15 protein-coding genes are annotated in these 12,499 nt (G+C 69.7%); 10 read left to right on the forward strand and 5 right to left on the reverse strand.

Going from position 1 to position 12,499, the window contains the following annotated elements; translation table 11 throughout:
- Positions 1-79 precede the first annotated feature (79 nt).
- Positions 80-274 (forward strand): hypothetical protein, encoded by a 195-nt coding sequence (locus QTH86_RS05575; RefSeq protein ID WP_286645657.1) that lies wholly within the window; start codon positions 80-82, stop codon positions 272-274.
- A gap of 64 nt (positions 275-338) precedes the next feature.
- Here the strand turns inward: QTH86_RS05575 and QTH86_RS05580 are convergent, their stop codons facing one another.
- Positions 339-518, reverse strand: coding sequence for a hypothetical protein (locus QTH86_RS05580; RefSeq protein ID WP_286645656.1), 180 nt, complete (start codon positions 516-518; stop codon positions 339-341).
- A 193-nt stretch (positions 519-711) separates the two neighbouring features.
- On the opposite strand from QTH86_RS05580, the gene QTH86_RS05585 reads away from it, so the two are divergent.
- From QTH86_RS05585 to QTH86_RS05615, 7 genes are all read left to right on the forward strand, one after another.
- Positions 712-1,608, forward strand: coding sequence for a LysR family transcriptional regulator (locus QTH86_RS05585; protein ID WP_286645655.1), 897 nt, complete (start codon positions 712-714; stop codon positions 1,606-1,608).
- 225 nt (positions 1,609-1,833) lie between these two features.
- Positions 1,834-2,868 (forward strand): BMP family protein, encoded by a 1,035-nt coding sequence (locus QTH86_RS05590; RefSeq protein WP_286645654.1) that lies wholly within the window; start codon positions 1,834-1,836, stop codon positions 2,866-2,868.
- Positions 2,865-4,397, forward strand: a complete 1,533-nt coding sequence (locus tag QTH86_RS05595; protein ID WP_286645653.1) for an ABC transporter ATP-binding protein — start codon at positions 2,865-2,867, stop codon at positions 4,395-4,397. The genes QTH86_RS05590 and QTH86_RS05595 overlap by 4 nt, the downstream gene beginning before the upstream one ends.
- Positions 4,394-5,470 carry an ABC transporter permease gene (locus QTH86_RS05600; protein ID WP_286645652.1) on the forward strand — a complete coding sequence of 359 codons (1,077 nt, stop codon included), beginning with the start codon at positions 4,394-4,396 and terminating at the stop codon, positions 5,468-5,470. The genes QTH86_RS05595 and QTH86_RS05600 overlap by 4 nt, the downstream gene beginning before the upstream one ends.
- A 3-nt stretch (positions 5,471-5,473) precedes the next feature.
- Complete coding sequence (locus QTH86_RS05605) at positions 5,474-6,403, forward strand: ABC transporter permease (protein WP_286645651.1); 930 nt, start codon at positions 5,474-5,476, stop codon at positions 6,401-6,403.
- Positions 6,404-6,544: 141 nt separating this feature from the next.
- Entirely contained in the window at positions 6,545-7,363 is an 819-nt protein-coding gene (locus QTH86_RS05610) for a pseudouridine synthase (RefSeq protein WP_286645650.1), read from the forward strand.
- A 75-nt stretch (positions 7,364-7,438) separates the two neighbouring features.
- Complete coding sequence (locus tag QTH86_RS05615) at positions 7,439-7,669, forward strand: hypothetical protein (RefSeq protein ID WP_286645649.1); 231 nt, start codon at positions 7,439-7,441, stop codon at positions 7,667-7,669.
- 22 nt (positions 7,670-7,691) lie between these two features.
- Here the strand turns inward: QTH86_RS05615 and lgt are convergent, their stop codons facing one another.
- Together lgt and QTH86_RS05625 are read right to left on the reverse strand one after the other, a co-directional pair.
- The gene (gene lgt / locus QTH86_RS05620) at positions 7,692-8,504 is read right to left on the reverse strand and encodes a prolipoprotein diacylglyceryl transferase (protein WP_286645648.1); all 813 of its coding nucleotides are present in this window, start codon (positions 8,502-8,504) and stop codon (positions 7,692-7,694) included.
- A 13-nt stretch (positions 8,505-8,517) separates the two neighbouring features.
- Positions 8,518-9,483 (reverse strand): LysR family transcriptional regulator, encoded by a 966-nt coding sequence (locus QTH86_RS05625; RefSeq protein WP_286645647.1) that lies wholly within the window; start codon positions 9,481-9,483, stop codon positions 8,518-8,520.
- 101 nt (positions 9,484-9,584) lie between these two features.
- On the opposite strand from QTH86_RS05625, the gene ilvD reads away from it, so the two are divergent.
- A complete protein-coding gene (ilvD, locus tag QTH86_RS05630) occupies positions 9,585-11,279 on the forward strand; it encodes a dihydroxy-acid dehydratase (RefSeq protein WP_286645646.1) in 1,695 nt (564 codons plus the stop codon).
- Here the strand turns inward: ilvD and QTH86_RS05635 are convergent, their stop codons facing one another.
- Positions 11,280-11,537, reverse strand: coding sequence for a TIGR04438 family Trp-rich protein (locus QTH86_RS05635; protein ID WP_286645645.1), 258 nt, complete (start codon positions 11,535-11,537; stop codon positions 11,280-11,282). It abuts the gene before it with no gap.
- Positions 11,538-11,642: 105 nt separating this feature from the next.
- Between QTH86_RS05635 and QTH86_RS05640 the strand changes: the two genes are divergently transcribed.
- On the forward strand, positions 11,643-11,948 hold the full coding sequence (locus QTH86_RS05640; protein WP_286645644.1) for a c-type cytochrome: 306 nt from the start codon (positions 11,643-11,645) through the stop codon (positions 11,946-11,948).
- A 24-nt stretch (positions 11,949-11,972) separates the two neighbouring features.
- Here QTH86_RS05640 and QTH86_RS05645 read toward each other — a convergent pair whose 3' ends face one another.
- Positions 11,973-12,479 carry a LapA family protein gene (locus tag QTH86_RS05645; RefSeq protein ID WP_286645643.1) on the reverse strand — a complete coding sequence of 169 codons (507 nt, stop codon included), beginning with the start codon at positions 12,477-12,479 and terminating at the stop codon, positions 11,973-11,975.
- Positions 12,480-12,499: the final 20 nt, after the last annotated feature.

The following is a 12,499-nucleotide window of genomic DNA, read 5'->3' on the forward strand; positions in this document are numbered from 1 at the left end:
TGTTGTACATTCCGCTTTAAGAGGGAACACTTAAGTTCGCGCGGCAAACAGACGGCGCGAATTTCCACGGAGGATAGGAATGTTCACTGGTTCGACGGTGGCGTCTCAAGATGCGGCGCGTTGGTATGAGTTGACGGACCAATACGCGGCTGCCGTGGTGGCCGTGCAGCGGGGCGACGCGGCAGCGCGGGCGCGCATGCTGGCCATGTATGCAGAGCTCAAGAACTTTGCGCAGAGCCAGGGGCAACCCTTTCCGAAAGGGCTCCTGGCCTGACAGGATCGCGGGGCGATCCATGGCGGTCCGGACCGCCCTCCCCGCGTCGTATCGGCGGCCCCGCTCAGGCGAGGTGTTGCTCGACGGCGCCATCGCAGTGTTCGAGTTCGATGGCGAGCCGCCGCAACGCCTCTGTGGCGCCCGGCTCTCCGCGGCGCAAGGCCTCCATGCCAGCCAGGTAGGCCTGCGTCAGATCCTGCCAATCCACGAATGATGTGCCCATGCACTGTGCGCCGTCGTCCATAAGGTGACCGCTCCGAAACCCGTTGTGCGCAAAGCGGATTGCTTCATCGCGCGCGCCCCGTCGCAGTGGTCCGTACATTCAGTCTAGAGCGCATGGCCCAGCGGTACACCCCGCAAAGGCGCATTGCGGCGTCAGGCAATGGCCTGTTCCGAAGGCGGCCCGGTGCCGGGCATCGCTATTGCAACGCAGGGGGATGCAGCATCTCCGCTACCTCGACTACGTGGACGCCGTGGCGCGCTGCGGGTCCATCCGCAGTGCGGCAGAAGCGCTCCACGTGGCCGCCTCCGCGGTCAACCGGCGCATCAAGGAACTCGAACGCGAACTGGACACGCCGATCTTCGAGCGCCTGCCCAGCGGGGTGCGCCTGACGGCGGCCGGGGAACTGTTCGTGGGCTATGCGCGCCGGCGGGCCGCCGACCTGGACCACGTGCGTTCCGAGATCGAGTCGCTGCGGGGACTGCGGCGCGGCGACGTGTCGATGGCCGTCAGCCAGGCGCTCGCGCCCGCCTTTCTGCCCCGCACCCTGGTCGACTTCCAGGCGGAACATCCGGGCGTCAGCTTTGCCGTCAAGGTGCTCGACCGCGAACGCGCCGTGCAGGCGCTGCTCGACTTCGAGGTCGATTTGGCGCTGGTGTTCAACCCGCCGCCCGGCCGCGGCGTGCGCATCCTCGCGCAGGCGCGGCAGCGCACCTGTGCGGTGGTCGCGGCCGACCATCCGCTGGCCGGCCACGCCAGCGTACGGCTCAAGGACTGCCTGAAGTACCCCGTCGCGCTGCCCGACGGGAGCCTGTCGGGGCGTGGGGTGATCGACGACCTGCTGGAAAACGCGTCGGAACAGCCCCTCGCGGCGCTGGTCTGCAACTCCTTCGAGATGATGCGCAGCTTCGCCTGTCAGTCCGGCGGCGTCAGTTTCCAAATCGCGCTGGGCGCCGCCGGCGACCCGCGCCTGCGCGCGGTCCCGATCGAGGAGCGCAGCCTGCCGGCCAGCCGGCTGGTGCTGATGACGCTGCGTGACCGGGTGCTGCCCGTGGCATCGGCGCGTTTCGCCGAACACCTGCGCGGCGAGCTCGTCGCCATGCACCAAGCCTGACCGGAGCTCACTGTCTTTTTTGGGGCGCCGTTGGCACCATGCACCGCTTCGGCCGTGCGCGCGACGCGGTGCCGGATGGGCACCGGGGCGCTTCGAATTGCGTGAAAACTGAATGCACGCGCCGAACGCGCAAGGTGTGCCGACGTCGCCGTCACGAGCGCCCTGGAGCGCCGCTGCTGGCCTGGATGTTGCGCAAGCCTGGCACCCCATCTCACGGAGTCCTCGATGTCCCCCACCGCTGCCATCCGCCCTTTCGCACGCGCCGCACGCGCCGCCACCCTGCTGCTTCTGGCCGTGGCGAGCCTCGCCGCCCTGCCGAACGCCTCGGCGCAGGGCAAGGTCGCCCTGCTCCTGCCCGGCTCGATCAACGACCAGAGCTGGAACGCCAGCGGCTATGCCGCGATCGCCAAGATGAAGGCGGCGGGCACCGAGACCGCCTTCTCCGAGAACGTGCAGCCGGCCGACCACATCGAGACGATGAAGGACTACGCACGCCGCGGCTTCAACCCCGTCATCGGCCATTCGGGTCGCTTTCTCTCGGCCGCACAGCGCATCGGCCCCGAGTTCGAGAAGACCACCTTCGTCGTGGGCTCGGGCGGCGCCGGTGCGGGCAAGAACGTGACCTCGGTCGACTACGACAACGCCCAGGTCGGCTACCTCATGGGCGTGCTGGCCGCGCGCATGTCCAAGACCGGCAAGATCGGCTCGGTCAACGGCCTCGAAGGCCTGCCGAACGTGGTGCAACAGGTGGGCGGCTTCCGCCAGGGCGTGAAAAGCGTCAAGCCCACCGCCGAGGTGCGCGTGATCTACATCAAGGACATGGAAGACGCGGCCATGGCCAAGGAGGCCGCGCTGGCGCTCATCGCAGGCGGTGCCGACTTCGTCTTCGGCAAGCTCAACGCGGCCCAGAGCGGGATCATCCAGGCGGCCAAGGAGAAGAACGTGTTCACCAGCGGCCGCTCGTTCGGCAACGTGGAAGCCGCGCCACACAACGTGCTGACCGCCATCATCGAGAAGTGGGACGACATGTACGTGGCGGCCGCTGCCGAGGCGCGTGCCGGCACGCTCAAGCCCACCCTGATCACCTACGGCTACGAGGCCAAGAGCCCGGGTGCCGAGCTGATGTACAGCAAGGACGCGGCCTATGGCCCGGCCGTGCCGAAGGAGGTCATCGCCGAGATCGACGGCCTGAAGAAGCAGTTCGCCAGCGGGGCCCTGAAGGTCAACGTCGTCAAGGAAGACGCACGCGGCGGCCTGTGAGCGGCGCGCTGCTGGAGATGCGCGGCATCTCCAAGTCGTACGGCACGGTGCGGGCCAATCGCAGCGTCGACCTGACGGTGATGCCCGCGCAGATCGTGGGCCTGCTGGGCGAGAACGGCTCGGGCAAGAGCACGCTGATGAAGGTGCTCTTCGGCATGGTGCGACCCGACGAGGGCGGCATCGTCTACGACGGCCGCGAACTCGACACCGGCCGCCCGAAGGCCGCGCTGCAGGCGGGCATCGCCATGATCCACCAGCACTTCACGCTGGTGGAGGCCATGACGGTGGCCGAGAACCTGATGCTCGGCTGGAGCGGCGCCGCCGGCCCCTGGCTCGACCGCCGCGGCGTGGCGGCACAGGTGCGCGACGCGGCGGCGCGCTACGGGCTGGAGATCGACCCCGACGCGCGGGTCGAGCAGCTCGCGCTCGGCGAGAAGCAGCGGGTCGAGATCCTCAAGGCCATCCTGCGCGGCGCGCACCTGCTGATCCTCGACGAGCCCACGTCCATCCTGTCGCCACCGGAGATCGCGCGGCTGCTCGACTTCCTGCGGCGCTTCCGCACCGAGGGCCATGCGGTGATCTTCATCACCCACAAGCTCGGCGAGGTGCTGGCGGTGGCGGACCAGGTGGTGGTGCTGCGCGATGGCCAGGTGGCCGGCGCCGCCGCGGTGGCCGGCGCCACGCGGGCGTCGCTGGCGCGGCTGATGGTCGGCCGCGAGACATCCGCCGTGGCCGCCGCACCGCCGGCCGCAGCGACCGCGGCCGGCCGCCTGCGCCTGCAAGTGCGCGCGCTGGCGGCGCGCGATGCGAGCGGCGTCGAACGCCTGAAAGACGCCAGCTTCGACCTGCGAGCCGGCGAGATCCTCGCGCTGGCCGGCATCGACGGCAACGGCCAGGGTGAACTGGCCGACGCGCTCGCCGGCCTCGCGCGGCCGACGCGCGGTCGGATCCTGATGGACGAGGTCGACATCACGCGTGGCGACGCGGCGCAGCGCCTGGCCGCCGGCATCGCCTACATCCCGGCCGACCGCGCCGGCACCAGCCTGGTCCAGGGCATGTCGATCGAGGAGAACCTGATGCTGCGCGACGTGGGCCGGGCGCCCTACTCGCGCCTGGGCCGCATCCAGCGCGGCGCGGCGCGGCGGCTCTCGATCGAACGCATGCGCGACTTCGACGTGCGCGCCGCTTCGCCCGACGCCCCCGCGCGAACGCTGTCCGGCGGCAACCAGCAGAAGGTGGCGCTGGCGCGGGAACTGGGTCGGCAGCCCGAGGTCGTCATCGCCTTCCAGCCGACCTGGGGGCTCGATCCCGGCGCCACCCAGTTCGTGATCGACCGCCTGCGCCGCCTGCGCGACCAGGGCACGGCGGTGCTCTACATCTCGTCGGAGCTCGAGGAAGTGCTGGCCGTCGGCGACCGCGTCGGCGTGCTGTCGGAAGGCCGCGTCGTCGACCTGGTGCCGCGTGCCGAAGCCGATATCGAACGCATCGGCTTGGCCATGGCCGGGGCGCTGCAGGCGGTGAGTCCATGAGCACGCCCGCGTCGTCCACCCGCGCCGCCTGGTGCCTTCCCGACCTGCTGGTTGCCGCCCGACGTGCAGGCGCCCTGTGGCGCGCCGCGGCCTCGGTCGGCATGGCCTTCCTGCTCACGGCCATGCTCATCCTGCTGGCCGGCAAGAACCCGCTCACGGCCTACTACCACTTGCTGACGGGTGCGCTCGGCGGCTGGGACCGCGTGGTCGTGGGGCTGAACAAGACGACGCCCTATCTGCTGTGCGCGGTCGGCATCGCGCTGTGCTTTCGCGGCCGGGTCATCAACATCGGCGCCGAAGGGCAGCTCGCGCTCGGCGGCGCCGCGGCATCGGCCGTGGCGCTGTTCGCGACAGGCCTGCCGGCCTGGCTGCTGCTGCCGCTGGCGTTGGCCGCCGGCGCCGCTGGCGGTGCGGCCTGGGCCGGGCTGGCCGCGACGATCCGCGTGACGCGCGGCGTGCACGAGGTGCTGGTCACGCTGCTGCTGAACTTCGTTGCCCTGCTGCTGGTGGCCGAACTGCTGCACGGCCGCATGGGCGAGGAAGGCGCGGGCTTTCCGCAGTCGCCGCTCTTCGATGCGGCGGCCTGGCTGCCGAAGCTGGTGCCGGGGACCGACCTGCACCTGGGCATCGCCATCGCAGTGGCCGCGGCCCTCGGCGCGAACCATCTGTTGTGGCGCACCACGCTGGGCTTTCGCTGGCGGGTGGTGGGCGCCAGCCTGCCGGCCGCGCGCTATGCCGGCGTGTCGCATGGCCGGGCGGTGTTCGGGCTGATGGGCACGGCCGGCGCGCTGGCCGGCCTGGCGGGCGCCATCGAATGCCTGGGCGTGCACTACCGGCTGATCGAGGGCTTCTCGGCCGGCTTCGGCTTCAACGCGGTGGCCATCGCGCTGATGGGGGCGCTCAATCCGCTCTACGTACTGCCGTCGGCGCTGTTCTTCGGCTTTCTGGAAACCGGCGCGCTCGCGATGCAGCGGCAGGTCGGCGTGCCCTCGTCCCTGGTGCTGGTCATCCAGGGCCTGACGATGATCTTCGTGCTGTGCGGCATCGGCCGCTCGAGCCGCGACAGGACCTGAACCATGGAACCCGCCGTGCTTCTCGACTTCCTGGCCGCCAGCCTGCGCATCGCCACGCCGCTGATCTTCGCCGCGCTCGGCGGCATCCTGTGCGAGCGCAGCGGCACCTTCGCGGTCGGCCTCGAAGGGCAGATGCTGGCCGGCGCCTTCCTGGGCGTGGTGGTCACGCATTCAGCCTCGAATGCGGGTGTCGGCCTGGCGGCCAGCGCGCTCGCCGGGATGGCGATGGCGCTGGTCGTGGCCATCGCGACCACGCGCTTTCACACCGAGCACATGGTCACAGGCATCGCCGCGAACATCCTGGCGCTGGGGCTCACCAGCTTCCTGGTGCGGATGATCACCGGCGGCCGCGACGGCGGTGCAGCGATCCGCGTGCCGCTGCTGGAGGTGTGGTCGGTGCCGGGCCTGTCGGCCCTGCCGTGGGTCGGCCCGTTGCTGTTTCGGCAACCGCCGCTCACCTACCTGGCCTTCGCGTTGATCGTGCCGCTGGCGCTGTTCCTCTTTCGCAGCCGCGCCGGCCTCACGCTGCGCGCCGTCGGCGAGAACCCGCTGGCCGCCTTCGCCGCCGGTGCCGACCCCACGCGGGTGCGCATCGCGGCCATCGTCGGCGGCGGTGCGCTGGCCGGACTGGGGGGCGCGGTGCTTTCGCTGCAGCAGGTCGGCACCTTCACCGACGGCATGACCAGCGGCCGCGGCTACCTGGCGCTGGCCGCCATCATCGTCGGCCGCTGGATGCCGGGCGGCAGTGTGCTGGCCTGCCTGCTCTTCGGGGCGGCCGAGGCGCTGTCGCTGCGCGTGCAGGCCTTCAGCCTGCCGGTGTCGTCCTATGTGATCCAGATGACGCCGTACCTCGCGGCACTGGCGATCCTGGCCGGGCTGGGGCGTGGAGCGCGCATGCCCGCGGCGGTCGGCCAGCCCTTCCACCAGCCGTGACCGGGGGCGCCTGCCCGGTACATTCGGGGCATCGTGCGTCGCTCCTCCGTCCCGCCAACCCCATCCTCGCCACCGCCCCTGCCGACACGTGACGGCGTCGGCCCCAGCACCGTCGGCCTGCCGGCCGGCCCCTGGCCGACCATGCTCGACTTTTTCGTGGAGCGCTTTCCGGCCGTGACCGAAGCGTCGTGGCGCGACCGCATGCAGGCGGGCGACGTGGTCGACGACGCCGCCCGCCCGATCGGGCCCGATGCGCCGTACCGCGGCCACCAGCGTCTCTACTACTACCGCACGCTCGCCGACGAACCGCGCATTCCCTACGAAGCGCAGGTGCTGTTCCAGGACGCGCATCTGCTGGTCGCCGACAAGCCGCATTTCCTGCCGGTCACGCCCGGTGGCCAGTACGTGCAGGAAACCCTGTTGGTCCGGTTGAAGCGGCAGTTGGGCATCGACACGCTGGTACCGGTGCACCGCATCGACCGCAGCACGGCGGGCCTGGTGCTCTTCAGCCTCGATCCCGCGACACGGGGCGCCTACCAGGCGCTCTTCGCGGAACGCCGCGTCGAAAAAAGCTACGAGGCGGTCGTGCACTGGCCGGCCGGGCACACGCTGGCACCGGTCTACCGAAGCCGCCTCGAGAGCATCAAGGGCAAGATGCCGGTGTGGGAGGCACCGGGCGAGCCGAACTCGGAAACCCGCTTCGAGCTGCTGGAGATGCGGGGCACCGACCGTGCGCGGCTGCGCCTGTCGCCCGTGACCGGCCGCACGCACCAGCTGCGCGTGCACTGCGCCGCGCTGGGCATGCCCATCGTCAACGACCCGATCTACCCGACGTGGCTGCCGGTGGGCAGCGAGCGCTACGACCAGCCGCTGCAGCTGCTGGCCAAGACGCTGGAATTCATCGACCCGCTGAGCGGCACGGCCCGCCGCTTCGCGTCGGCGCTGCGGCTCGCAGGCTGACAGTGTCCAGGGCGGACTGGCGTGCTTTCACCGGCGGCGCCCACCCGTCGGACCGACTGCGCCAGAATCGGACGGATGAACCGAGCCCACGCCTTCTCTCTCCGCCCGCTCCTGTACGTCCTGCCGCTCGCCGGCGCCCTCGCGGGCTGCGGCACCCCGGCCTACGAAGTCGTCACCTACCCGAATGGCCGGACGCGCGCGCCGAGCACGGCCGATGCCGTGGGCTACTGCCAGCAGAAGGGCCAGACGGCGCAGATCCTGGAGCGGGCGCCCGGCGAAACCGGCGTCATGTTCCGCTGCATCTGATCCACGTCACCGCGACCCGGCTTCAGGCCACGCGCCGCTTCGGCGCCGTGGCGTAGAGCCAGAGCCCGAAGGCGATCATCGGCACGCACAGCCACTGGCCCATGCTCATGTTGAGCGCCAGCAGGCCGAGGAAATCGTCGGGCTCGCGGAAATACTCGGCGATGAAGCGCATCGCGCCGTAGCCGATCAGGAACACGGCCGACACGCGGCGCTCGAGGCGTTCCTTGCGGGCGTAGAGCCAGAGGATGACGAAGAGCAGCAGCCCCTCGAGCAGGAACTGGTAGACCTGCGACGGGTGCCGCGGCAGCATCGAGCCGCTCTGCGGGAACACCATGCCCCATGGCAGGTCGGGGCTGCTGAACCGGCCCCACAGCTCGCCATTGATGAAGTTGCCCACGCGTCCGGCGGCCAGCCCGGTCGGCACGCAGGGCGCGACGAAGTCCATCACCTGCCAGAAGGGCCGCGCACGCGACCTGGCGAACCACACCATCGACGCGATCACGCCGAGCAGGCCGCCGTGGAAGCTCATGCCGCCCTGCCAGACCATGAAGATCTCCAGCGGGTGGGTCAGGTAGTAGCCCGGCTTGTAGAACAGGCAGTAGCCGAGGCGCCCGCCGACGATCACGCCGAGCACGCCGAGGAAGAGGATGTCCTCCACGTCCTTTCGGCTCCAGACGCCCTGCGCGGCGAGCGACCGGTATGGCTCGTGGCCGAGCCGGCGGGTGCCGAGGAAGAAGAACAGCCCGAAGGCGGCGAGGTAGGTCAGGCCGTACCAGTGGATGGCCAGGGGCCCGAGCTGGAGGGCGATCGGGTCGATGTGGGGGTACATGAGCATCGGGCGATTGTGCCTATGCCGTGTGCCGCTTCGGCGACGTCGGGGGCAGCCCGCGCTCGGCCACGAAGCGGACGAACCGGTCGAGTGCGGCGTTGTCGGCCGCGGCGGGCCAGACGAGGCTGGTCTCGCAGCGCGGCAGCGGCGCGGCCTTCTGGCGGCGCCCCGCCGGCGCGAAGGCATCGGCCGCCCGGTAGACCACGCCGGCCCGTCGGAACTGCGTCACGCTCTCGGGCACCCAGGCCACGCCGAGCCCGCCCCAGACCAGGTTGACGATGGTCTGCATCTGGATCGCCTCCTGCGACACGACCGGCGACCGGCCGGCCGCGTGGTACAGCCCGAGGATGGCGTCGTGCAGCGACGGCACGATGCGGCGCGGGAACATCACCAGCGGCTCGGCCAGCACATCGGCCAGCGCCAGCCGATCGGCGCGCGCCAGCGGGTGCGCGGCGGGCAGCGCCAGCACCAGCGGCTCGTCGGCCACCGGCAGGCGCTCCAGGCCGGGCGGCGCGAAGCCTGGGGAATGCAGCATCAGGCCGGCATCGATCTCGCCGCGCGCGAAGCCTTCGAGCTGCACGTCGCCGGTGGCCTCGACCAGTTCCAGCGCCACCTCGGGACACAGCACGCGGAACTCGCGCACCCACACCGGCAACCGCTCGAAGCCGATGGTCGAGACGAAGGCCAGGCGCACGCGCCCGACCTCCCCCGCCGCTGCCGCCCGCGCCCGCGCCGGCAGCGCCTGGGCGCGCTCGAGCATGTCGCGTACGTCGGGCAGCAGTGCTTCCCCGGCCGGCGTGAGCGCCACGCGGCGGCGGGTGCGGTCGAACAGCACGATGCCCAGCGTCTTCTCGAGCTGCGCGATGGCCTGGGTGACGGGCGGCTGCGTCATGTGCAGGCGCTGCGCCGCGCGGCCGAAGTGCAGCTCTTCGGCAACGGCCACGAACTGGCGCCAGGCCCGCAGGTCGATGAGGGTTTCCTTCATAGGCCGAGCATATCAATCGGCCTTCCAAAATGGATTGGAAGCAATCAATCAAAGGGCGGATACTTGGCGCCGTTCCCGCCAACCCACGACAAGAGACCACCATGGCCACCACACCCCTCCAGATCAATCGCCGCAGCGCGAACATCGTCGAAGGCAAGAGCCGCGCCCCGAACCGCTCGATGTACTACGCGATGGGCTACGAAGAGAGCGACTTCAAGAAGCCCATGGTCGGCGTGGCCAACGGCCACAGCACCATCACGCCCTGCAACTCGGGCCTGCAGAAGCTGGCCGATGCGGCCATCGAGGGCATCGAGGAAGCCGGCGGCAACGCACAGGTGTTCGGCACGCCGACCATTTCCGACGGCATGGCCATGGGCACCGAGGGCATGAAGTACTCGCTGGTCAGCCGCGAGGTCATCAGCGACTGCATCGAGACCTGCGTCGGCGGCCAGTGGATGGACGGCGTGCTGGTGGTCGGCGGCTGCGACAAGAACATGCCCGGCGGCATGATGGGCATGCTGCGCGCCAACGTGCCGGCCATCTACGTCTACGGCGGCACCATCCTCCCCGGCCGCTACAAGGGCCAGGACCTGAACATCGTGAGCGTGTTCGAAGCCGTCGGCCAGAACGCCGCCGGCAACCTGAGCGACGAGGACCTGCTGGAGATCGAGAAGCGCGCCATCCCCGGCACCGGCTCCTGCGGCGGCATGTACACCGCCAACACCATGTCGAGCGCCTTCGAGGCCCTGGGCATGTCGCTGCCCTATTCGTCGACCATGGCGAATCCGCACGACGAGAAGCAGAACTCGGCCAAGGAATCGGCCAAGGTGCTGATCGAGGCCATCAAGAAGGACCTGAAGCCGCGCGACATCGTGACCAAGAAGGCCATCGAGAACGCGGTGGCCGTGATCATGGCCACCGGCGGCTCGACCAACGCGGTGCTGCACTTCCTGGCCATCGCCCACACGGCCGGCGTGGACTGGTCGATCGACGACTTCGAACGCATGCGCAAGAAGGTGCCGGTGATCTGCGACCTGAAGCCCTCGGGCAAGTACCTCGCGGTCGACCTGCACAACGCCGGCGGCATCCCGCAGGTGATGAAGGTGTTGCTCAAGGCCGGCCTGCTGCACGGCGACGCGATGACCATCACCGGCCAGACCATCGAGGAAGTGCTCAAGGACGTGCCCGACGTGCCGCGCGCCGACCAGGACGTGATCCGCCCGATCGACAAGCCGATGTATGCCGAAGGCCATCTGGCCATTCTCAAGGGCAACCTGTCGCCCGAAGGCGCGGTCGCGAAGATCACGGGCTTGAAGAACCCCGTCATCACCGGGCCGGCGCGCGTGTTCGACGACGAGCAATCGGCCCTCAAGGCGATCCTCGACGGCAAGATCAAGGCTGGCGACGTGATGGTGCTGCGCTACCTCGGCCCCAAGGGCGGCCCCGGCATGCCCGAGATGCTGGCACCGACGGGCGCATTGATCGGCGCGGGCCTGGGCGAAAGCGTCGGCCTCATCACCGACGGCCGCTTCTCCGGCGGCACCTGGGGCATGGTGGTCGGCCACGTGGCGCCCGAGGCCTATGCCGGCGGCACCATCGCCTTCGTGAACGAGGGCGACTCGATCACCATCGACGCGCACGAGCTGAAGCTGGAACTGAACGTGCCCGAGGCGGAGATCGCCAAGCGCCGCGAAGGCTGGAAGGCCCCGGCACCGCGCTACACGCGCGGGGTGCAGGCGAAGTTCGCCTTCAATGCGTCGAGCGCCAGCTCGGGCGCGGTGCTCGACAAGTACTGATCAACGCCGTTTTGAGCGGTTCGACTTGCTGCTCAGCAACCCGAGGTTGCTGCGCTGCCGGTCGATGCGTGCCTGCTTGCGGGCGTTCTCGCGCTCGATGACCTTGCGCTTGGTATAGCCTGACCAGTCGGCCCAGGCCCACCACGCCAGCGCCAGCGCAAAGGGAATCAGCACGACCCACCACGACCACTGGGCCACGGGGCCGATCTCGAGGTATTTCAGGAGAGCGCCCAGCACGCCCAGCATCAGGAACCACATTGCGCAACCCTCCGGTGTGTTCTCCGCAAGGGCGTGGGGCCTGGGTGGCCCTGCCTACAATGCGTCGGAAAGAATGTAACCCACCGACTCCACGAAACGCCCCCCATGAAAAGAGCATTTGTGCTCGCTGCCCTGAGCCTCGGCGCCGCTGCACCCGCCCTCGCCGACCTGGCGTTGGCCACCTCCAAGAATTGCATGAGCTGCCACGCGGTCGAACGCAAGGTGCTCGGCCCGTCGTTCAAGGACATCGCAGCGCGCTACAAGGACAACAAGGCGGCGCCCGACCTGCTGGCCACCAAGATCATGAAGGGCGGCGCCGGCGTCTGGGGTCCGGTGCCGATGCCGGCGAACACGCAGGTGAGCGAAGCCGACGCGAAGAAGCTCGCGGCCTGGGTGCTGTCGACCAAGTAGCCAGCCCGCAACCGGGCCGAACCCTCAGAAGCGCGGTGCCGGCGGCGTGATCACGGTCGGCGCGACCGGTGCGGTCGGCACCACAGCCACGGGTGCGCGACGGTCCAGCCGGTCTTCGAGCTGCCCGACGTGCGCGGCGAGCGTGTTCTCGAGCTGCTCGACCCGCGCGATCAGCGCCGCGTGACGTTCGGCGTTGCGGCTCATGTGGGTGTTCTCCTGGGCTTCCAGGAAATTGCGCAGCTCGGTGAAGCGCGACGCCTCGGCCTTGTCGGCCAGGTCCCGCTGAATCTGCATTTCCTTGGTGTGACGGCGCGTCTCCAGCAGCACCGACCCCTGCAAGTAGAGCACGTAGGCGACGAAGAGGATGCCCAGCAGCACCGTCAGCCCGAGCATGATCATGCCCAGCGGTGCCGTGACCTGCATGAAGCCCAGCGACATGAGCGTCGGCATCGCGAGCGTGCCCCAGTTGAGCGCCGCCAGCGCTGCAATGACCAGCACCACGAAAAGCAGGATGCCTGTTCTTATTCCCATGTGATTCTCCCGAAGACGGT

The organism is Variovorax sp. J2L1-78 (assembly GCF_030317205.1).
GTDB classification, from domain to species: Bacteria; Pseudomonadota; Gammaproteobacteria; order Burkholderiales; family Burkholderiaceae_C; genus Variovorax; species Variovorax arabinosiphilus.

Bases quoted from the DNA above. Each gene is read 5' to 3' on its own strand.
- QTH86_RS05580 (WP_286645656.1), bottom strand. From the start codon at position 518: ATGGACGACGGCGCACAGTGCATGGGCACATCATTCGTGGATTGGCAG.
- QTH86_RS05645 (WP_286645643.1), bottom strand. From the start codon at position 12,479: ATGGGAATAAGAACAGGCATCCTGCTTTTCGTGGTGCTGGTCATTGCA.
- QTH86_RS05615 (WP_286645649.1), top strand. From the start codon at position 7,439: ATGAACCGAGCCCACGCCTTCTCTCTCCGCCCGCTCCTGTACGTCCTG.
- QTH86_RS05635 (WP_286645645.1), bottom strand. From the start codon at position 11,537: ATGTGGTTCCTGATGCTGGGCGTGCTGGGCGCTCTCCTGAAATACCTC.
- QTH86_RS05640 (WP_286645644.1), top strand. From the start codon at position 11,643: ATGAAAAGAGCATTTGTGCTCGCTGCCCTGAGCCTCGGCGCCGCTGCA.
- QTH86_RS05585 (WP_286645655.1), top strand. From the start codon at position 712: ATGCAGCATCTCCGCTACCTCGACTACGTGGACGCCGTGGCGCGCTGC.
- QTH86_RS05625 (WP_286645647.1), bottom strand. From the start codon at position 9,483: ATGAAGGAAACCCTCATCGACCTGCGGGCCTGGCGCCAGTTCGTGGCC.
- QTH86_RS05605 (WP_286645651.1), top strand. From the start codon at position 5,474: ATGGAACCCGCCGTGCTTCTCGACTTCCTGGCCGCCAGCCTGCGCATC.
- QTH86_RS05600 (WP_286645652.1), top strand. From the start codon at position 4,394: ATGAGCACGCCCGCGTCGTCCACCCGCGCCGCCTGGTGCCTTCCCGAC.
- QTH86_RS05575 (WP_286645657.1), top strand. From the start codon at position 80: ATGTTCACTGGTTCGACGGTGGCGTCTCAAGATGCGGCGCGTTGGTAT.
- lgt (WP_286645648.1), bottom strand. From the start codon at position 8,504: ATGCTCATGTACCCCCACATCGACCCGATCGCCCTCCAGCTCGGGCCC.
- QTH86_RS05590 (WP_286645654.1), top strand. From the start codon at position 1,834: ATGTCCCCCACCGCTGCCATCCGCCCTTTCGCACGCGCCGCACGCGCC.
- QTH86_RS05610 (WP_286645650.1), top strand. From the start codon at position 6,545: ATGCTCGACTTTTTCGTGGAGCGCTTTCCGGCCGTGACCGAAGCGTCG.
- ilvD (WP_286645646.1), top strand. From the start codon at position 9,585: ATGGCCACCACACCCCTCCAGATCAATCGCCGCAGCGCGAACATCGTC.